Consider the following 21,755-nt stretch of genomic DNA (forward strand, 5'->3'; position numbering starts at 1 on the left):
CAGCCGAAACTGTTTTCCTGGGGCGGGTTTCACAGGTCTGAACTCTCGGGCATCTGAGAACGGTCCAGCGCTCGCTGGGTAATCCGTACCTCCCCGGCTTTTCGCTGACGATCGATCTCTTCGAGCGCCCGTTCATACACCGTATCGTCCATTTCCCGGCCGATGGGAATGTCCGCCGCGGCGATACCCAAGACACTTGCCCCCTGCCACACCGTCGCGGTCCAAGTGGCGATTTCCGGCGGCGAGGCTTGCGGCTGCCGTGCCAGCTCCTCCAGCGCCTCACGCAGTTCTTCCAGGGTTTGCAACTGCTCCTGTGCAACAGCCCCGTGGCGCTGCGTCTCGGGCAGGGTCTTCAGGTAATCCTTCCAGACCGGTTGTTCAAGCAGCAGCTCGACCTGTCTGCCCGGCACTGTCTCGGCCGCCAGGATCCGATCACCCGCTTCCCGGGTCATCTCCCGGGTGACGTTGCTGCTCCCCCGATACAGCATGGACAAAGGTTGCCAAGGGAGCATCAGGCGCACAGCGAGATCGACACGGTAGGCCAGGTAGATCTCGACTTCATCGACATGGGGCCAGCGTTCATCGGCGGCCTCGGCGGCCACACGCCCTGCGGCCTCGATGTCGGCCTCGCTCTGGTGACGCTCACGCGCCGCGGCCATGGCCTGCGCCCTGGCATCCTCGATGCGGGCGGCCCTGGCAATCTCCTGGCTGGAGGTTTCGACTTTGGAGATATCGTTCAGTTGCGCCAACCGCGAGCGTCCCCGGGCCAAGGCCAGGTACGCCGCTTCCCTGGCATCGCCCACCAGTTGATCCGCCTCGTAGAGCAATACCTCGCCGCCCAACCGGCTGAACACCTCGGTAAACCCATCGGCACAGGTGTCCAGGTCGGTCGTCCAGTCGAACAGGATCTGGCGCAAGCGGGTGCTGGCAGTCGCCGCCTCGATCATTCGCCAGACGCGCCGGCTCAACTGCCCCCGGTATTCGATGCGATAGTCCGCCGAGGAACGCAGTGCGGCAATCGACTCGAGGAAGGTTCCGCTCCCAGGCTCCTGGGCCACCATGTCCCACAACGCCCTTTTGCGCTCCTGCTCCTCAATCGAAAAACTGCTGTCCAGCCAGTTCTCCACGAAAGGCGTCAGCTTCGGCACCCCCTGTTCCGGGGCGTCGATGTCCCCCGGCAAGGCGAAACGTATCGAGGGTCGATCAATGAACCGGGCAATCATATAGCGTGTCGTGTCATCAAACGGATTACCGTAAAGCAATACCGTTCGCATCCTGCGACTGCTCAGGCTGAAAAAGCTCCAGGGGATGGAGGTCAATTGGTTTCCCTGCAAATCCAGCACCGCCAGGTCGAGCAGTTCCAGCGCCCCGGTCGGCCAGGCGGACAAGCCGGTACGCTGCAACTGGAGCCCTTGCAGCTGGAGCATGCCCCTGGCGCTGAACAGCCCCAGGGGGTTGCCGTCCAGGTTCAGGCGCCTCAGGCGCGTCATACTGCGCAATTGCTGCCCCAGCAACGGGGTCCAGACGATCCGGTTGTCGTTGAGCTGCAACCTGCGCAGCTCCCCCATCCCACCAAGGCTTGAAGGCAACTGCGTCAGCCTGCCCCCGGTGATCTGCAACTCACGCAGCTTGGGAAACCGCTTGAGAAAGGCATCGAAGTCACGGCGCTCCCGACGTCCGACCACCGCCAGCTTCAATGAGACCACATGCTCGAAACTGCCCTCTTCCAGTTCAGGCAGCTTCAGCAGGTGCTCCCTCGACAGGTCAAGCTCATACCCCAGCGGTTGGCCGTTGGCATCGAGCACAAGCTCTGACTCTCGGCGCCAGCACTTTTTTATCCGCTCCACTACCCGTGCCTTGGAAGCCCTGCCGACCAGCCAATTACCGACTCCGCCACTGCCATGCTCATACTCACTGTCGATGCGCCAGTATTCGAGCATCAGTTTCAGTTTGTGGTACTCGACCTGCTGCTTCTTGAGGACCTTCAGGAACGCCTTGTCATCCAGCCCTTCAAGGGACAGGAACCGGCGAACCGTCTCCAGGTCCTTGCCGGGATAAAGCTTGTCCACCAGCAGCCGCAAATGGCTCGGCGATACGGCCTGCGTACTCTTCACCCCACCGAGCGGATAACCGAATCGCCCGTCGCTCAAACGCATGGGCGAGCTGAATCCGGGCTTGATCGCTTGTATGTTCAGCAACGCACGAACGCGCGCGCGCGACAGCATCAGGCGGCTCACCACCGCCTGTTTGAACAACTGCGGGCGGGTGCTGCGCGAAAAACCGAGTGCCCGCAGTTCGTTATCCGGCAGAGCCTGCAATAACGCCACCTGGAGGTTGCCAGGCCGGTCCTGCCCTTCAATCTCATACCCCCCCGACTTGCGCACCAACGCCAGGGGGGCTTCGGATGAGGTCGTCCCCAGGCTGTCGACCAGGCGTCGCCCACCCGGGGCCAGTGCGGAAGGCTCATACAGCTCGATGCGCAGGCCGTTCGACCAGCCCGGCAGGTTTTCCAGTGAATGCAGGAACAACCGGTCACTGTCCAGGCTGACCGATGACTCGATGAAAAGCCCTTCATAGGCCCGCGCGATACGGACCTGTTGCGCATACCAGCGACTCTCCTCAGCCAAGCGCAGCGGCACCCTCCCCGCTTCCAGCGACGCGACTTCATAGCCGTTGGCCGCGCTGACCAACTCATCGGCAATTACCGTCGGCAAGATGGACCTGTCTTGCTTGAACAAGGCGACAAAGGCATTTCGCGAGCGGGTACGAAACTCGTAATAGGCCTCGAACAGCGCACTGCGCTGGTTCTGCGCCTCGGCGGCAAGCCGCCGGTTCAACGCCGACAGCTGTTCCGCGCGGCTCAACCGCGCCTCACCCGGCCGACGCCCGAGCAGGATATTGACGTCGTCAGGGTCAAGCCCCTGCAACACCACGTTCAGCAGTTCGGCGTCACGTATCTGGGCTTCGCTGACGATCACCACCGGCAACCCCGCGTTAGCCACCGGGCCATATTCCTTCAACACCCGCCCCTCGCGATTGACGAAGCGCAAGACCTTGGTCGGCGGCCACAAGGCCTCCAGCAACTGTTCCTGGATACGCCAATCGACAACGCCGCCATTGGTGGTACCAGTCTCGATAAACCGCTGGATATCCGCATCGACCCTGAAGCGCTCCACCGTATCGCTCAGCAGCGCCGGCCGGCTTGTCTGGTCCAGGTAGATCGGACGCAACTGATCGGCCTCCACGCCGCTGATGGTCATGATGCGAGTCGCCTGCTCCGGGGAAAAGTCCGCCAGGTCAGGCCCCAGGCGTTTGAACAGCGTGAATGCGTCCCAGCGCAACGGCTCCTCCAACTCATGGGTCCAGGCGCCTGAACCGTTATGGCTGAACAACGGCGAATAGGTCGCCCGGGTGGGATGCTCGGCGCGAAACTCATGGCTGACGCGACTGGGCTTGAGCTTGTAGTAGTCGCCGTCCAGATCCAGGAAAGTATTGCCATTGCGCAGGTGCAGTCCTGATTCGTCAGGCTTGAGTCCCTCGGGCAAGGCCGGCTGATGTCGATAGGGCGCCAAGTCGGCTTTCCATAACCGGTCTCCCCCATCCGGCAGCTTGACCCGCTTGAGGGAGTCAATAAAAGCCGCCGCTTCGTCGTCGCGCGCCAAGACCTGCATGAAGGCACCGAGCTCCAGGTTCAGCACCACACCGAGAAACACCAGCACGGCCTGCTTCTTGTCGCTGTGTTCCCATTCTTCGATCCCCTCGTAAAGCTGGACCATCATCTGGGCACCGGCCACCGTCAGCATCGCCTCACCGAGTCCGGGCACGAAAAACAGCAGATTGACACCCCAGTCCAGAAAGGCATGCCAGCGAGCGCTACGGGCCTTCTTGTCTTCCGCGTCCGTCGATACCGCCAGCATCCGGGCATCATCGAGCATCTTGTCGGTGTGCTGCACATAAAGCTCGAAGAAGGGATCTCCGGTTATTTGCGCGAGCTGGAGTTGCAGGCGCGCCTGCTCATCGGGCGCACGCCGGCGCGTCTCGGTACTCAAGGGATTCAGGCGCTCGTTCAACGCGGTGAAAAACACCGGTTGCGTGCGCAAATGGAGGTAGCGTCGAAACTCCTGCAGATAACCCTGGTCGCGCAACCTGCGCCTGAGGTCATCCTCGAAGGCCGCCAGGCTGGAATACTGCTTGAGCGCCTGCTCGGAATCGCCGGACAGGTACACCACACAAGGACAAGACTCGCGGGCGGCCGCGACATCGAAACGGATCAGCAGCACGCCCTTGAGCAAGGCGCCTCGATAGCCGCTTTCGGGAATACGTACATCGAGCATCTTGAGCTCATGAAACTGCACGGCGTGCAGGCTCCAGAGAGGGCTTGAACTTCCGCCAACCCATTGCTTGAGCATCCGGTAAGCCGAGTCGTCGATATGCCCTTTCATCACGGCGATATCGGCCTGGAGCGCCAATTCGGAGACCTCGTGAGCCACGAACAATCGACGAAACTCATCGTCGCGTTGCCCGGAAGCACTCTTGCGCAACAGAAAAGACTCAATATGTTCTTTATATTTCCCGCCCAGATCCAGCTCACGGCATAACCGCGCGAACGCCCGTGGCGTAAAGGCCTTCAGCAAGACACCTTGCCCTTTGCGAAGTATCTGCGAACCTCGATCGAAGCCAAAGTAAGTCGTTTCACTTTCTTCGAAGTTCTGCAAGGCCGCCTGTAACAGCGTCTGTTGCGTGAGCGTTTGCTGATACGGCGTGGAGGGTGTTTGTGCCGCCAGGATATGCACATGCCTGAGCTGGTCTTCATACACATCCAGACCCGTGCCGAACTCATTGTCCAGGGCACGTTGCAAGCGCGGTGCGGCAAAGTCCTCCGGGCTCTGCAAGCCCTCCAGATAAGCGCTCAAATCGGCTTTGTTCGCCTGATTGCGGCGCATGTTGTCCACATAGGAACTACGGGGTTCGAAGGGCGCGTCCTTCAGCCAGTCCGGCAGTCGGCTTTTCACCAGGGTGAAATATTCTTCCCCCTCAACAGCCACTGCAACATCCGATGTTTCAAGCGCGGAAACAGCCATTTCCAAAAAACCTTAAATAACTTAAACACCCTTATACTAATCTTCATCCACGCGATAAAAAGTTCAAATAATCAATCGCTTCCTCTACTTTCCAATCTACATTACTTACCCATGACATATCTATTAACGCCCTTCAACAGTTCAACCCGTGAACGGTTTTTCGGTTGATCACAGCACGCTTATAAAACCGCAAACATTCTTATATCGCCCCCACAAAAAAGCCCCGACTCTCACGAGCCGGGGCTTTTGGTTACCACTTGCTTCAGGCTATCAAAGCACCGGTTGGCCGCTCAATGCCAGGTCCATCAGCTCACGGTTGGCTACCGCGTACATGGCGTAGTCGGTGCCGCTGGCGGCACGGATTTCCACCAGCATCGAACGCCAGCGCTCGGCCATGCTCGCGTTGCGCTCAAGCCACAGCGCCACGCGGGCTTCCATGTCTTGCGGCGCGTCGGCCAGTTTCAGCACCGAGATGGTGATCGCACGTTGCTGCCAGTCCACATCGTCGCGGAAGGTTTCGCGAGCCTGGGCCTGCCAGTTGTTGCTCACGCGCAGGTCGCTGATCTGTTGGGAGTACCAGGTCAGGTCCAGCTCACTGCCCACCGCGAAGTAGGCCTTGGCCACTTCGGCGGCATCGTGGCCGGAAACGTCGGCGGCTTCGATGATCGGCAACAGGGTGTACAGGTGCGTGGTACCCGCCACCATACGCGCCAGCAACTCCGGCACACCGGCCTGGACGTAGGCCTGGTAACGGGCCTGCCAGACTTCACGGGTCGGGCCTTCCAGCAGTTCGTCGAGCTTGAGGCCCAACGCCGCCAGGTGCGGACCGAAGTGCGCGACATCACGGGCAGCATCCTGCTCGTTGCGACGGCTGCGCAGGAACCAGCGCGTGGCACGACGGCCCAGGCGCATCAGTTCATCCATCAGCTCCAGTTGCGTCTCGGCCGACACCTTGTAATCCAGGGCCTCGATCTGACGGAACCAGTGCGGGAGGTGGAAGATGTCACGCACGATCACATAGGCACCGGCCACGTTCGCCGGGCTCATGCCGGTGGACTCCTTCAGGCGCTGCACGAAGGTGATGCCCATGTGGTTGACCAGGTCGTTGGCGATCTGGGTGCTGACGATCTCGCGCTTGAGGCGGTGACGGCGCATGGCGTCGGCGAACTTGCTCACCAGCATCGGTGGGAACGCGGTTTCCATGTCACGGGTCAGGTACTCGTCGTCCGGAACCTTGGACTCGAGCAATGCCGCCTTGAGGTCGATCTTGCTGTAGGAGATCAGCACCGACAGCTCGGCAAGGGTCAGGCCCTGGCCTGCCGCGACGCGCTCGACCAGTTGCTCTTCCGACGGCAGGAACTCGATGGCACGGTCCAGCTTGCCACGGGCTTCCAGATCGCTCATCAGGCGCTTGTACTCGGCGATCCGCTCGACTGCGCGACGGGCCGCCAGGGACAGGGCCTGGGTCTGCTTGTAGTTGTTGCCGAGGACCAGGCCGCCGACTTCGTCGGTCATGCTGCCCAGCAGCTGGTTACGCTGCTTCTCGGTCATATCGCCGGCCTGCACCACTTCGTTGAGCAGGATCTTGATATTCACTTCGTGGTCGGAGCAGTCCACGCCACCGGCGTTGTCGATGAAGTCGGTGTTGGAACCGCCGCCATTGAGGCCGAACTCGACGCGACCGAGCTGGGTCATGCCCAGGTTGCCGCCCTCGCCCACCACCTTGCAGCGCAGTTCGTTACCGTTCACGCGCAGTGCATCGTTGGCCTTGTCGCCGACATCGGCGTGGCTTTCGCTGCTGGCCTTGACGTAGGTACCGATGCCGCCGTTCCACAACAGGTCCACCGGCGCCTTGAGCAAGGCATTCAGCAGTTCGGTCGGGGTCAGCTTGTCGGCATGGATGTCGAAGCGCTCTTTCATCTGCGGGGAAATCGCGATGCTCTTCGCGCTGCGCGAGAAGATGCCGCCGCCTTCGGACATCAGGCTGACGTCGTAATCCGACCAGGCCGAACGCGGCAGGTCGAACAGGCGCTGGCGCTCGGCGAAGCTGCTGGCCGGCTCCGGGTTAGGGTCGATGAAGATGTGCAGGTGGTTGAAGGCCGCGACCAGCTTGAGCTTGTCGGACATCAACAGGCCGTTGCCGAACACGTCGCCGGCCATATCGCCGACGCCCACCACGGTGATGCTGTCTTCCTGGACATTGATGCCGCGCTCGCGGAAGTGGCGCTGTACGCCGACCCACGCGCCCTTGGCGGTGATGCCCATCTTCTTGTGGTCGTAGCCGGCCGAGCCGCCGGAGGCGAAGGCGTCGCCGAGCCAGAAGCCGTAGTCGATGGCAATGCCGTTGGCGATGTCGGAGAAGGTCGCGGTGCCCTTGTCCGCCGCCACCACCAGGTAGGGGTCGTCGTCGTCATGACGCACGACGTTGACCGGCGGCACCAGGGCGCCGTCTTTCAGGTTGTCGGTGATGTCCAACAGGCCCGAGATGAAGATGCGGTAGCAGGCGATGCCCTCGGCCGCGATCTCGTCACGGCTGCCGCCCAGTGGCAGGCGACGCGGCAGGAAGCCGCCCTTCGCGCCCACCGGCACGATCACCGAGTTCTTCACTTGCTGGGCTTTTACCAGGCCCAGGACTTCGGTGCGGTAGTCTTCCTCGCGGTCCGACCAGCGCAGGCCGCCGCGGGCGACGTTGCCGAAACGCAGGTGCACACCCTCGACCCGTGGCGAGTAGACGAAGATTTCGAACTTCGGTACCGGCTTGGGCAACTCGGGAATCGCGTGGGGGTTGAACTTGAAGCTGAAGTACGACTTGTTCTGGCCGTTGGCGTCGGTCTGGTAGAAGTTGGTCCGCAGGGTCGCCTTGATCAGGTCAAGGTAGCGACGCAGGATGCGGTCTTCGTTCAGCACCTGGACGTCGTCCAGGGCGGTCAGGATCGCTTGTTCCAGGCGCAGTTGCTTGTCGTCGAGGTCTTCGACGCTGAGCTTGCGGGCCAGGTAGAAACGGGTCTTGAACAACCGGGTCAACTCGCGGGCGATGTCGGTGTGGTTGTTCAGGGTGCTGGCGATGTAACCCAGGTCGAAGCCCAGGCGGATCTGTTTCAGGTACCGGGCGTAGGCCCGCAGCAGTGCCACGTCGCGCCATGGCAGGCCGGCGGTCAGCACCAGGCGGTTGAACGCGTCGTTCTCGGCATCGCCACGGACGATGTGGACGAAGGCGTCCTGCAGCGTGTCGTTGAGCTGCTGGATATCCAGGTCCAGGCCTTCGGCGGCGGTGAAGGCGAAGTCATGGATCCAGAACTCGCGACCGTTGTTGTGACGCAGGCGATACGGGAACTCGCCGAGCACGCGCAGGCCGAGGTTTTCCAGGATCGGCAGGACATCGGACAGGGCCAGCGGTGTGTCGGCGTGATACAGCTTGCAATGCAGCTCGCGCTGGCCGGAGACCTGGCCCAGCGGCTGGTAGAAGCTCATCACCAGCGGATTGCTCTCGCTCAGGCTCAGCAGGTGCTGCATGTCGACCACGGCCGAGTGCGCGGCGAAGCGCTCGCGGTAGCCGGCCGGGAAGCCTTTCGGGAAGTCCGTCAGCACGTTGGTGCCCTGGGCCTCGCCGAAGCCTTCGACCACCAGGCTCTTGTAGTCGTCCTGCCAGCTGCGGCAGGCCTGGATCACTTCGTTTTCCAGTTGCAGCGGGTCGATGTCGAGACGGTTCTTCGGATCGACCCGCAGGATCAGTTGCACACGGGCCAGCACGGACTCGGAGAAGAAGGTCCAGAACTCGCAGTCGGTGGCTTTCAGGCGATCCATCAGCACTTGCTGGATCTTCTGTCGCACTTCGGTGGAGTAGACGTCACGCGGCACGTAGGCCAGGCAGTAGCAGAAGCGGCCGTACGGGTCTTTGCGCAGGAACACGCGGATCTTGTTGCGTTCCTGGATCTGCACGATCGACATCACGGTGTTGAACAGCTCGTCCACCGGCGTCTGGAACAGATCGTCGCGGGGCAGCACTTCGAGCACCTGGGCCAGCTCCTTGCCCAGGTGGGCCTTGGCCTGGAAGCCCGAACGGCGCTCGACTTCAGCCACCTTGCGGCTGATGTAAGGAATGACCCGCACGCTTTCGCCGTACACCGAAGAGGTGTAGAGGCCCATGAAGCGGCATTCCTTGATGACCTTGCCGTCGGCGTCGATCTCGCGGATCGAGACATAGTCCGGGTAGGCGTTGCGGTGCACACGGCTCGGGTGCGCGGCCTTGGCGAACGACAGCGGCGTCGGTTCGCGCAGGTAGTTGACGGCGTAGTCTTCGATGCGGGTGTCGTCGGGGGTCAGGCCGGCGCGGAGCAATTTGGTCAGGCCGAGGAAGGAGTTGGCGTCATATTCGATATGACCGCCGTCCTGCTCGTCACGGACCACGAACTCTTCGTAGCCGAGGAAGGTGAAGTGGTTGTCCACCAGCCACTGCAGGAAGGTCTTGATCTCGGTTTTTTCTTCCGGGTCGATGGCGAACTGGCTGGCGTCGATACCGGCCAGCAGCTCCTGGACCTTGGTCTTCATCGGTTCGAAGTCGGCGACGGCGATACGCACTTCCGTCAGGACCTGTTCCAGCTCCTTGGACAGCACGCTCAGCTCGGCGGCGTTGGCGCAGCGATCGATTTCCAGGTACATCAGGGATTCTTTGTCGATCCCCTCGCCCTGGGTGCCCTTGGGCAGGACTTCAAGCAACTCGCCCTTGCTGCCGCGACGCACGCTCAGCACGGTGGTTTGCAGGGTGTGGATGCTGTAACCGCGGCGGTTCAGTTCGGTGCGGACCGAGTCGACCAGGAACGGCAGGTCGGGGTGCAGGACCTCGACGGCGGTGTGGGTCGACTGCCAGCCATGGCGTTCATAATCCGGGTTGTAGGCGCGAACCTGTGCCTGGGTGTGGTCAAAACGCTCCAGCAGACGCCAGGCCGAAAGGGTGCAGCCGGCGAGATCGGAGAGCCGGCGCTGGGTCAGCTCGTCCAGGGAAATGATGCCGAAGAACTGCTCAGCGAACAGCGCCACTTGTGGCAGTGCCTGTTCGTTGATGTGCTGCGCCAGTGCCGCCTGCAGTTGGTGCTGGAAGTCGGCTTTGCTGGCTGCGGTGAAGAACGCCATCTGTGGTACTCCGCTTGGGCTTGTTATATAGAGAGAAGCGTCGCGTTTTCTTCCCCGGAAAAGGGGACCTGCATCACTCTGCAGGGTAAAGCTGGGCAGTACAGAGTGACAGGTTGATGAAGCTGGCCGCGACCCAGGGGTCACATTCACGTTCAAGATAGTCGCACACGACGGCAACGGCCGGGTGCACAGGCTGTCATTTCGAGGGCGACTCTCCGTTGCGCAGCTTAACGAGTGCGCGAACGCCGCTGCTTGCGGCGCTGCGACATATTCGGACATTGGCTGGTAGTGCGGGCAAAATCAGACACATTCCCACCGCAGGGCGGTTGCTCACGTCGGGTACCACCATCGCCAAAGCCTTGGTCTACAGCCTCAAGCACCGAGGGCTGGCGATCCAATGAAAAAAGAGCGATCACCTGAGCATGACCGCCCTTTTTTACACAACCCCACGACCGCAGTAGTGATCATCCAATACCACTTGAGCCAATAACTCCGACTCATCGCTCGAGTGCCTGGAGAAAAACTCGTTGACGAGTGCCTTGCTGATTTCAACCGGTGGTGCGTAGCTTTTCAGCAGGGTCTTCCTGATATGGGCTGCATCCTCCGCGAATTGAATGACGCCCTTTTGCAGATCTTCGCGGAAGGCGACACAGCTTATTTCCTGCTCTGACAGCTCACGGCGGTGGGCCTGGACGGTAATACCATCGGCGGATGTGTACTTCATGATTTGCGCATTGCTCGAACTCAACAATTTTTCCAGTTCAAAGCTGCGCAGGTACAGCATGGGTGCGGTCTGATTGCGTGCCACGTTTTCCAGCAGGCAGCCGCGGATCGTCACATCATTGGCTTTTGCAACGTCAACCGAGCGAACATCGGTCACCAGGTAGTAACCGTCGATTTTCTTGCCGGTGAGCTGGCACAGGTAGCCCTGGATGGTGCCACCGTAACCGATGTCTACCACCGCCGATTTCTGATCGCTCATCAGGTTCATGGACTTCAGGTAAAGCGCCAGTGCCTGATGTTCGGTGGCGGCTTGCGTCAGGATATCGTCCGCAATCTTAAGCAATAGGGGCTGTACGGCATCAAGGTGCCCGTGGTGGACCTCGATAAACGTCGTTCTCCCGATGCCGGTATCTTTAAACACCTCTTCCCATTCCGCGTCGCTCAGTTCCAGCCCGAAGCGCTCAATCAGGAAGTTGGCGGCGGTGTTCAGGTGGTAGTCACTCTTCGCAATCCGATGAATGTCTTCAATCTGCTTTAGCAGCGGTACGCTGCAGGTGCGTCGAGATACCACCAGGTAGTCCGCGACAGGGACATCGGTAAGATCTTTCGCCCAGACGTCATACACCGACTTCATCAACTGGCCTTCGCGCGCCAGGAAGTACAGCCGCTCGACATCATCATTGGCCGCGGTATCGACCAACCATTGGGCCATGCTGGTCAGCATCGGACCGACCAGGCTGTAACCCAGGTTGTAAGGCGTGGCATCAAACAAGGAGCTGGGGTTGATGTTGGGGTAGGAGACGGCCGAGAAATTTTTCGAAAACAGGAGCCCCAGTGTCAGCTCTGCATTCAGGTCGTGAGCAAACTCATAGGTTTCGACAAACGTGTGCAATCTTGGCAGACTCCTGGCGAGTTCAGTCGCACGCAGTACGTGCAGGCCAACAATGCCTTTGTCACAAGGGATTTGAAAGTCGGAGCGTTCATTGTCTCCGACCATCAGCAATTCATTTGGCCGAAGATCGTATGTCTTCAGCAGGTGATCATAAAGTTGGCCACTGTCTTTACGCAGGCCCACCTCGTTAGAGAGAAAGAACTCCGACCAGCCATCAATGCCATGAGTCCTGAGCGCCTTCACAATCAGTGATTTTGGCAGGAACATATCGGACATCAGGATGACCGGCTTGCCCGTCGCTCTGGCCTTGTTGAAGAGCTCCACCCCGCCGCTACGTGCCGAAAGCGATTCATACTCGGTGCGCTCTTCAACTGTGCGGATATTGCTGACATCTTCTGCGGGTAAGCGTGTCAGCTGTTGGAACCTGGCGTATATTTCTTCCAGGCCAACATCTTTCCCTTTCTGTTGCCGTGCCTCGGCTTCGGCAATACTCCTGTAGCTGGAGTACAGCTGCGCCAGCGGCGTGGAGAGATTAGCCGAGACGATGGCCTTTATCGATTCCGTATCAATTAATGGTCGAACCACCAACGTATCGAAAATATCAAATGCAATGTATTTTATATTCGGATTGGAGAATTGCTCCACCATGCTTGCAAAAGAGCGATTGGTGTATTGGTCCAGTCTCCAGGGTGACCACGCAGGGCTTTCCAAATCTTTGATAATAGCCGGTTGCAGGCCTTGTTTTTTTACGGACAAGACCAGTAGTCGTTCTAAACAATGCGCAAATGTTCCGTCTGTCTGGCCGGTTTCCTCGGCAAAATCACCGAGGGTGATGTGGGCACCAAATAGCGGCTGCAAGGCATCGCCCCTGGCCCAGAACATCGAGCCCGCAGGAAAGTCGAAATAGCCTCGTGGGACCGGTGTTATGCCGAGTCGAGCGCACCAGGCAGCGCCCATTGCCTTGTTTGCAAGCCAGGTGTTCGCTTGATAAGGCAAGCGCTTGTAGTTCTGTGGATAGACAATTCCTCGACCATTCCACAGCAGATTGAAAATTTTTCGAATGGTGGTCGGACTGCCCAACAGGTTGCTGAGCAGATATTGCCGCCAGCCTTCGGTAGCACCGGCGTTGTACAGGGACTTTTTGCTGTGCAAGTGTGCGACATAATCGTATGTTTTCAGCGACTCGCCAAAAGCGCAAAACATCGGTGCGATGTCTCGGCCGCGGTTTTGAACGATTTCGACGGTGATCGCGTTACAGTGCTCCAGGTTGGTAAACAGGGTGCGACAAACCTTCTCGCCTTCACTGTCTTTAACCGACACATAAAGGTCGTAGACGAACGGCATGTTGCTCAGGTAACCGGCGAATTCCACAGCCAGGTCGTGATAATACATATGCAGATGAATAGCGATACGCCCTTCAAATTGACCGATGGGCGATACAGTGTCCATCATGATCAAGGTGTTGTCGCTATTGTGGGCAATACTGGCATGGTGTTGGCTGCCATGCTTCCACTGTTCATAGTGGGCACTGCCACGGAAAACGATATCGAGATTCCGGTAGCCCCAATGCAAGATTTTTGTGCGGTATTTAGGTGGAATCGTCCAGTAGAGGGATTTCACTTTACTGAGCGCGCGTGCGCGCAGCCCTCCCGCGACCAGTGGATGTTCGCCCCGAATGGCACGAGAGGCGAGCCGTAGGGGAGCCGTCACCTTCCAGCTGGTAGATTGGTGAATACTACGGATGGTCGTCTCGAGTTGAGCGGACCTCTCATTGTTATGTTCGACGGCCTGCATAAGCTGCAGGCGCAGGCTTTGCAATTCCTTACGGATACTGTTGACTTCTTCGGCGCTACTCTTGTTGAGGGACTCGAGTCTGACAATCTGCTGGCTGGCGTCTTCGACTTGTACTTCCAGGTCCAGTTTTTGTGCGGCCAGCGTGTTGCGGTCAAGGCGTAACTGTTCAATCAGCCTGAAATCTTCAGGGGCCGCATTGAAGTTGATCAGCTCATTGGAGCCGGGTATTTGACCGTTGTCGAAGTGTTCCAGCGAGTCGATGATCTTGCGCTTGAACTGCTGCTCCAGCGCTTGGTCCTTGGCGAAGATCGAGATGAAGTCGTTCCAGGCGCCCTCCGCGGCTTCAGATGATTTGGGGCCGACAAAGGACTCCAGCAGCACCGGGTTGTAGCCATTGCGTTTGGCCCAGGTAACCAGTGCATGCCCGGCATCCGGGTAAAAGCGCCAGCAGTCGACCGGGTAGCGGTGTATGTAACCATTGCTGGGGGCATTCACGTAGAGCAGGCCGACAGGCTTGAGGACTCTCAGAATTTCGTTAAAGACCAGCCAGAACATTTCCGAGTGTTCAAAGCACGAACTGCACACCACGACGTCAATGCTCTCGTTTTCAAAAGGCAGTAAGCACGGGTCATCGAGAATGATATCGACGCCGTTGCCAGCCACGAAGTCCACGCCGATGTATTCATAGCCATCGGGGCAGACGTCGCGGATGGAGCCATTTACGTTCTGGGAACCGATGTCTACGACTTTTGCGCGGACAGGCAAGTTGGCACGATAGGTTTCAAAGAACAGGCGACCATAATTCAGTGCTGAAGGATGCATGTGAATACCAGCCTCAACTATTAATATTCAACTGGATTTTCAGCATGGGAATACCGATCAGCCCGGACGCGGACGGATCGTTGCTGGAATGAAAAATCACGGCATCATGAATCCAATGATGTTGCGTGTGATCTCGTTGGTCGCCATCGGCAAGCGCGACCTGAACGGAGTAGTCGCCTTGAGCGAGCCAGGGCATGGCGAAGGTAAAGTTGGCGGTGAGCGCCTGCCCGGCCTCAACGCGCCGCGAGAGGCTGTCTTTGATATTCAAGGTGTTGCTGCCAAACAGAAATTGACCGAGCCGATCTTTTACAAAAAATCCGATAATGGGGCTTTGCAACGTGCTGTGAGCCAGGGCGTGGATGGAGAGCGTAATGATTTCTCCACCTTTCAAGGTCCTGACTTCGCTGCCGTCTTCAGCTTTAATGCGCACGTGTCTGATTTCGGCGCCGTATGGCCCCATCTGTGCGGAGTCGCTGATGTTGAGCTGAAACAGAGCACCTGCGCCATTGGACTCGTAGTGCTTCTCGTTGGCCCAGACTTCTCTGATTTTTCCCGCGGCCAGGGCGGCTTCTCCGGCCTCGTCGGTTTGCGCCTTCAGCTCTTTGTTGCCAGTCCCCAAGATATGCGTCAGGTAGTTTTCGCAGGTCTTCTTGGCCTCGCCCAACTCCTTCATCTTCCCCTCTGAAAGCCAAAGGGCCTTATCGCAGAGGGCGATCACCGAGTTGCTGTCATGGCTGACAAACAAAAGCGTCTTGTCTTTTTTGAAGTGACGCAGGAAACGCATGCATTTCTGGGTAAAGACCGCATCGCCGACCGCCAGTGCTTCGTCGATGATCAGTATGTCAGCATCCACATGAGCGATAGTGGCAAACGCCAGCCGGACGAACATGCCGCTGGAATAGGTCTTGACCGGCTGGTCGATGAAATCCTTGATCTCCGAGAATTTGACGATGTTGTCAAACCTGGCGTCGATCTCTGTTCGATTCAAGCCATAGAAGGCCGCACTGAGGTAGACGTTCTCCCGGCCCGTGAACTCGGGGTTGAAACCGGCACCCAGTTCCAGCAGAGCAGCCACTTTGCCGAATGTCTGCACTTGTCCGTGGCTGGGGCTGAGGGTGCCGCAGATCAGTTGCAGTAACGTTGACTTACCTGAACCGTTACGCCCGATGATGCCAAGTGTTTCACCCTTTTCCAGGGTGAACGAGACATCTGTCAGTGCCCAGAACTCTCGGCCATAAGATTTTGCCTGGGCGCCGAACATGCGCCCGATGCGCGACATGATCGACTGTTTCAAGCGGTCCAGCGGCCGATCATAGATGTGGAAGCATTTGGCGACAGCATCTACAACGATGGCTGGCTCATCTTGGCGTAGGGATTCATAGGACATCGGCGAAGCCTTTTCTAGTGCCTTGGAACCACGCGTAACCTGCCCATGCAGTGAGCAGAGCCATGATTGAATACAGAACCAATCCGCTCCAGTCAGGTGTATTCCCCCAGATCAACACGGCACGAACTTGTTCAATGATGAAAGTCAGCGGGTTGGCCATCATCAACGGGCGCATGTTTTCGGGCAGAGAGCTCACCGGAAAAAAGACCGGAGACAAGAACAGCATGATCGTGGTGATGATGCCGATGGTCTGCCCCACGTCGCGCAAGTAGACCCCCAGCGAAGCGAGGATCCAGGCCAGTCCTTGGGTAAAAATGATGAATGGCAGGACAATCAGGGGAAGGAACAAAAGGGTCGGATGCAAGGTGCCATCCATCAGCACGATTACACAGATCAGCACGAGGAGGCTGACACCACTGTGAAAGAGAGCGGCACACATGGAAATGACCGGCAGTATCTCCAGGGGGAAGACTACTTTCTTGACGTAGTTGACGTTGCCCAGGATCAAGCCGGGGGCTTTATTCAGTACTTCAGCGAATAGCCCGTGAACGATCATGCCGGCAAAGAGCAGGATGGCGAAGTCACCTTTGCTTTCCTGTGGCGAGTTGGTCCAGCGCGCCTTGAAAATGACCGAAAAGACGAACGTATAAACCGCCAGCATGAAGAGCGGGTTGAGGAACGACCACAAGAGTCCCATCACTGACCCCTTGTAACGCCCCGTCACTTCCCGGCGGGTCATTTGTAAAACCAGGCTTCTTTGCAGCCACAGGTTTTTGATCAATGCCCAAGGGGAGATGGGCGCTCGCGAATGCGGGTTCATTCATCTACCTCGACGCAGGATCATGATGCGCCCTGATCAACAGGGCCTCGTGACACCAGTGCAGTGGCCTGTGGTCATGTTGCTCGCCGTCGGCGATCACGACCTGAATCACATAGTCGCCCTTGGCCAGCCAAGGCATGAAGAACTCGAACTCCGCCGATAACAGCGAGCCTGCCTGGGCGCTAAGATCCTTTCCGATCTGCCTGATATAGGTGTTGTCGCCAAACAGCGTCTGCCCCAAGCGATCCTTGAGAAAAAACTCGATAATGGGGCCTTCCAGCAAAACAAAGGTCTGCGCCTCGATGTTGAGCGTGACACGCTCCCCCCCCAGCACCCATGTCAATCCAGCCCCCGAAGAGTCGTTGAGCCTGACGTCGAGAATGCGCGCATCATCCCCACCAAATGCATCGACGCCAGGCGCCTGCGGGTCGAACCGAAAAACCTCCAGGTCATTCGAATTGACCCTGTCAGCGCGCGGATCTCGCCGCGCCAGGCCATCATGGCAGTGGCACTTGGTCATGCTTTCATGCCCATCGCCATGAACAACCACTGACTCTGCCAACTCGTCATTCATAGAACGAAACAAATGATTCTGGTACGACTCGCAGACCACCTTGGCTGGTCCCATCTGCTTTTCTTCCCCTTGGTCCAGCCAGATCACCCGATCACACAGATCGATAATCGCCGTCGTGTCGTGGCTGACCACAATCAGCGAATGCTCCTCCTTGAACTTGCGAAGAAACCGCATGCATTTCTGGAGAAAACAGGCATCGCCCATGGAAAGGGCTTCATCGATCACCAGGATATCGGCGTCTACGTGGGCGATAACCGCAAAAGCCAGGCGGATGTACATTTCGCTCGAGTAGGCCATGAGCGGTTGCTCCATGAATCCGCCGATATCCGCAAAGGCCGCGATCGCGGAAAAGCGCAGATTGATTTCCTCAAGGCTCAGTCCATACAGCGATGCCGCCATATAGACGTTTTCACGCCCGGTTAACTCGGCATTGAAACCTGCTCCCAACTCCAAAAACGCCGCAACACGTCCCTGAACGCGGAGAGTTCCGGAAGTGGGGCTCAAGGTTCCGTAAATCAGTTGCAGCAGGGTCGACTTGCCAGAACCCTTTTGACCAATGAGACCAATGGCTTCGCCCCTTTTTATCTCGAACGAGACATCCTTCAGCGCCCAGAGCTCCCGATAATGACTCTTTCGCCTCGGCGACAGCACTTGAAAGAGCCGATCACTGGCTTTGTTGTAAATTGGATAACACTTGCTGAGCCCCTCAGCGGAGATAGCAATATCAGAGGACATGGGTAATCCCCCCACGGCCGCTCTGGAAAAAATCCCACCCGAGCCCCGCCTCCCATTGACTGGCCAGCAACAACATTAGAGAGACGCCTCGGTGATGCCACACGCCCCTCGACATCTCCTTCGACCTGCTGGTGAATTCATCCATGCGGTCAATGCCTCTGAAAAACAAAAAAAACGACGACTTCTCAGCCGAACCAAACAAACAGCCAATCGCAAAAAGCGTTCAAATCCTTCTAATCAAGGCGGCAAACAGCAGCCCCAGATTGCCGCCGATTGTCTGTCGATAGACGCCGGAACGGCGAATACCGGCGAGCCGAGGAAACAGTGGTTGATCGCGAGCCGCTTTAAAGTTTGAAAGGGTTTCAACACTCTGCTGGTCCAAGCGGTGGCTCATCACTTCCAGCGCTCGGATATTTTTTCTGTTCCACTCATTAAATCGCCCATGGAGCACCATCCACAGCCGATAAAGACGCGCATACCAACCGGCATTGCTGCCCACCAGATTGCTCTTGTGCTGACGATAGAGGGTCTTGGCATGGGGATCGTAAAAGACCACGCCGCCCTTGGCCCCAGACACCAGTTGGTAAGCCCACCAGTCATGGGAAACAATGGCGATATGCGGGCCCGCTTCGCGCAGAAGCTCCCGGGCGGCATGATTGAACACCATCGTATTGCCACCGCCGATACACTGTACCAAGGCATTGGCAAACTTCGGTGGTTGGGAAAACTTTGGCGACTGGCCGGCGGCGATGCCCAACTCACTGATCAATTGGGTGCGACCACAATAAAGTGCCGGGACCTGCTCAGGCACACTTTGCAGCCACATCAACGCCGTTTCGAGTTTGTCTTCGTTCCAGATATCGTCCTGATCGGACCAGGCGTAAAAGTCCGCCTGAACTTCAGCACGACAGGTCAACGAGAGAAAGTTGGCCGCAAAGCCCTTCTTCGGCCCGGAAAATATTTTCAGGCGCTCTCGCGGCCAATCACTGGCACAACTGCGGACGACTTCCAGGGTTTTATCCGTAGAGCCGTCGTCGGATATTGCCAGGCTCCAATTGAAATGGCTTTGACGCTCAAAGGAATTGATCTGTTCGGCCAGAAAACGCTGACCGTTATAGGTACACATCAAGATTGAGACTTTCAAGGCCTCGTCCTCCGCAAAAAGATTTTTATGAAAAATCTTCAACCGGACGACAAACGCTGGAACTCGGCTTGAGGGTGAGTATCAAGACTTCCGTCGCTAGCGTCTACTGTCAGAAATGACAGGTCTGTACGAGTGCTCCTGACGATGAAAATAGTTAAACCGCATCGGGAGGCTGCTTATAACCCTTGAGCATTCCAGTCATTCAGCCCTGAAAAATATCCTGGATACAGGCAAAATAGCGCTCCCCCCACCCAGACAGGACGCCCCCATGCAGCTCAGCACCGCCCACCTTATCGCCAACCCCTGCGACGATGAAGAAGACAACATGGCGATGCTCTGCTGCCATAGCGACAAGGGCGAAATGTTCCTGATGACCCGCTACCCCGACGAGGACGAGCTGGAGATCACCCTCGATGGCGAACCGTCGACCCTGGACGGGATCAAGGTCACCCTGAGCGCCACGCGCCTGCTGATCGAAATCGCCGCCGCCGATGCCGACGCCCTCAATGGTGACGATCATCTCGAGATCCAGCACCAGACCGCCGCGGCCGACCTGGCCGAAGTCGAACAAACCCTGAAAAATATTCTCGCCGGCACCGGCACCTATGTCAGCGAGCTGGGCTGACAGCGGATTGTCCTGAAACATCTGCGATCAGAACCGACACAAAAAAGTACGAAGCTGTGGTTTAGAGTGTGGCGGTTTTTTACTTCTGATCGGGAAAGTGGCATGAGCAAGTGGCTGAAGGTTTTTGCGCTGGTGTTGGTGGTCGCAGTACTGGCAGCGGGGTCCTGGCTGATCTGGGGGCTCGGTAAAGGCAATGCGCTTTGGCAGATTGTCAGCCAGCAATGCGTACCCCATCAGCAGGACGCCCAGAACCCCGCGCCATGCCTGAGGGTGGATCTGCAACAGCACGTTGCCTTGCTCAAGGATCGCCAGGGGCCGTTGCATGACCTGACCATTCCAACGGACCGGGTCACCGGCATCGAGAGTCCGCTGCTACTTGAGGACAATGCCTACGCCTTTTTCGCCAGTGCCTGGCAGCAACGTGGGCGCCTGTCCGCCGAAGCCGGCAAACCGATCAAGGATGAGTTCCTTTCCCTAGCGATCAACTCGCCATACGGTCGCTCCCAGGGCCAGTTGCATATCCATCTGGCCTGCCTGCGCCCCGAGGTCTACCAGCAACTGGTCGAACAAGCCCCACGGGTGACCCAGGCGTGGCAGCCACTGGCGGTCAGGCTGAACGGCCATGAGTACCTGGCGAAACGCCTGGACAGCCAGGACCTGAAACAGGAAAACCCGTTCAGGGTGCTGGGTGAGTACGCCCGCCAACAGGGCGACAGCCTGTCCCACTACGGCCTGGCCCTGGTGGTGGCACCCGGCGGTGACTTGCTGTTGCTGGCCAACCGTTTGAGCCTGAGGGATTTCAGCCGCGGCTCCGCCGGTGAGATCCAGGACTATGGCTGTGCACTGGCCCAATAACCCGTAGCGCGACCTCGCCCCGCCCAGTGGAAAATCGCCCGGGTGGGGCTACTTGCAGGAGATGATTCCCAACAAGGTAAGACTTTTCCTCAAAATCCATAAAAATCCCCATAGCCGTTAGTCGCCACCGCCCCCGATGCATTAAAGTAACGCCCCCAGCCGTGACATTCATTCGAATGCCGTCGGCGACCCTCTCCAGGAACACTCATCGATGGAACATCGTGAAGCGCTGCTTGCGCTGCGAACCTTTCTCTCAGCGCAGATCCTCGGCCAGGAAAAACTCGTCGAGCGCCTGTTGATCGCCCTGCTGGCCGACGGTCACATGCTGGTCGAAGGCGCCCCGGGCCTGGCCAAGACCAAGGCCATCAAGGAGTTGGCCGAAGGCATCGAAGCGCAGTTCCATCGCATCCAGTTCACCCCCGACCTGCTGCCCGCCGACATCACCGGCACCGAGATCTATCGCCCGGAAACCGGCAGCTTCGTGTTCCAGCAAGGCCCGATCTTCCACAACCTGGTGCTGGCGGATGAAATCAACCGCGCGCCGGCCAAGGTCCAGTCGGCCCTGCTCGAAGCCATGGCCGAGCGCCAGGTCAGCGTCGGGCGCAGCACCTACGACCTGTCGCCGCTGTTCCTGGTGATGGCGACCCAGAACCCGATCGAGCAGGAAGGCACCTACCCGCTGCCCGAAGCCCAGCTCGACCGTTTCCTGATGCACGTCAAGATCGGTTTCCCCGATGCCGCGGTCGAACGGCGCATCCTGCAACAGGCCCGGGGCGAAGCCCTGAACGGCGAAACCAAGCCCGAGCGCCGGGTCAGCCAGCAGGCGATCTTCGCCGCGCGCAAGGAAATCCTCGGTTTGTACATGGCCGATGCGGTGGAGGAGTACCTGGTGCAACTGGTGATGGCGACCCGTACGCCGGCCAAGTTCGACCCGGAAATGGCCGAGTGGATCGCCTACGGCGCCAGCCCTCGCGGCTCCATCGCCCTGGATCGCTGCGCGCGGGCCCATGCCTGGCTGGCCGGTCGCGACTTCGTCAGCCCCGAGGATATCCAGGCGGTGCTGTTCGACGTGCTGCGCCATCGCATCATCCTGTCGTTCGAGGCCGAAGCCGCCGGGATCGACCAGGATCGGGTGGTGCAGCGCATCCTCGATGTCGTCGCCGTCGCCTGACC

At 58.6% G+C, this 21,755-nt stretch carries 10 protein-coding genes; 3 read left to right on the top strand and 7 right to left on the bottom strand.

Features of this window, described 5'->3' with window-relative positions:
- Positions 1 to 29: 29 nt before the first annotated feature.
- The 7 genes from CWE01_RS23420 to CWE01_RS23455 form a co-directional block, all read right to left on the bottom strand.
- On the bottom strand, positions 30 to 5,045 hold the full coding sequence (locus CWE01_RS23420; protein WP_157815264.1) for a dermonecrotic toxin domain-containing protein: 5,016 nt from the start codon (positions 5,043 to 5,045) through the stop codon (positions 30 to 32).
- A 306-nt stretch (positions 5,046 to 5,351) separates the two neighbouring features.
- On the bottom strand, positions 5,352 to 10,211 hold the full coding sequence (locus CWE01_RS23425; RefSeq protein WP_100942922.1) for an NAD-glutamate dehydrogenase: 4,860 nt from the start codon (positions 10,209 to 10,211) through the stop codon (positions 5,352 to 5,354).
- A gap of 436 nt (positions 10,212 to 10,647) precedes the next feature.
- Positions 10,648 to 14,442: a rhamnan synthesis F family protein gene (locus CWE01_RS23430; RefSeq protein ID WP_100942923.1), complete on the bottom strand. Its 3,795-nt coding sequence runs from the start codon at positions 14,440 to 14,442 to the stop codon at positions 10,648 to 10,650.
- Between the two features lie 13 nt (positions 14,443 to 14,455).
- Positions 14,456 to 15,829 (bottom strand): ABC transporter ATP-binding protein, encoded by a 1,374-nt coding sequence (locus CWE01_RS23435; RefSeq protein ID WP_100942924.1) that lies wholly within the window; start codon positions 15,827 to 15,829, stop codon positions 14,456 to 14,458.
- On the bottom strand, positions 15,819 to 16,649 hold the full coding sequence (locus CWE01_RS23440) for an ABC transporter permease (protein ID WP_100942925.1): 831 nt from the start codon (positions 16,647 to 16,649) through the stop codon (positions 15,819 to 15,821). The genes CWE01_RS23435 and CWE01_RS23440 overlap by 11 nt, the downstream gene beginning before the upstream one ends.
- 4 nt (positions 16,650 to 16,653) lie before the next feature.
- Complete coding sequence (locus CWE01_RS23445; protein WP_100942926.1) at positions 16,654 to 17,958, bottom strand: ABC transporter ATP-binding protein; 1,305 nt, start codon at positions 17,956 to 17,958, stop codon at positions 16,654 to 16,656.
- A 223-nt stretch (positions 17,959 to 18,181) separates the two neighbouring features.
- Positions 18,182 to 19,102 carry a glycosyltransferase family 2 protein gene (locus tag CWE01_RS23455; RefSeq protein WP_305884384.1) on the bottom strand — a complete coding sequence of 307 codons (921 nt, stop codon included), beginning with the start codon at positions 19,100 to 19,102 and terminating at the stop codon, positions 18,182 to 18,184.
- Positions 19,103 to 19,370: 268 nt separating this feature from the next.
- On the opposite strand from CWE01_RS23455, the gene CWE01_RS23460 reads away from it, so the two are divergent.
- The 3 genes from CWE01_RS23460 (at position 19,371) to CWE01_RS23470 (ending at position 21,753) form a co-directional block, all read left to right on the top strand.
- On the top strand, positions 19,371 to 19,727 hold the full coding sequence (locus CWE01_RS23460; protein WP_100942929.1) for a hypothetical protein: 357 nt from the start codon (positions 19,371 to 19,373) through the stop codon (positions 19,725 to 19,727).
- Positions 19,728 to 19,829: 102 nt separating this feature from the next.
- The gene (locus CWE01_RS23465; protein WP_100942930.1) at positions 19,830 to 20,582 is read left to right on the top strand and encodes a CDP-diacylglycerol diphosphatase; all 753 of its coding nucleotides are present in this window, start codon (positions 19,830 to 19,832) and stop codon (positions 20,580 to 20,582) included.
- A 211-nt stretch (positions 20,583 to 20,793) separates the two neighbouring features.
- On the top strand, positions 20,794 to 21,753 hold the full coding sequence (locus CWE01_RS23470) for a MoxR family ATPase (protein ID WP_100942931.1): 960 nt from the start codon (positions 20,794 to 20,796) through the stop codon (positions 21,751 to 21,753).
- The last annotated feature ends 2 nt before the right edge of the window (positions 21,754 to 21,755 follow it).

It is taken from the genome of Pseudomonas sp. QS1027, assembly GCF_002814235.1.
Lineage (GTDB): Bacteria > Pseudomonadota > Gammaproteobacteria > Pseudomonadales > Pseudomonadaceae > Aquipseudomonas.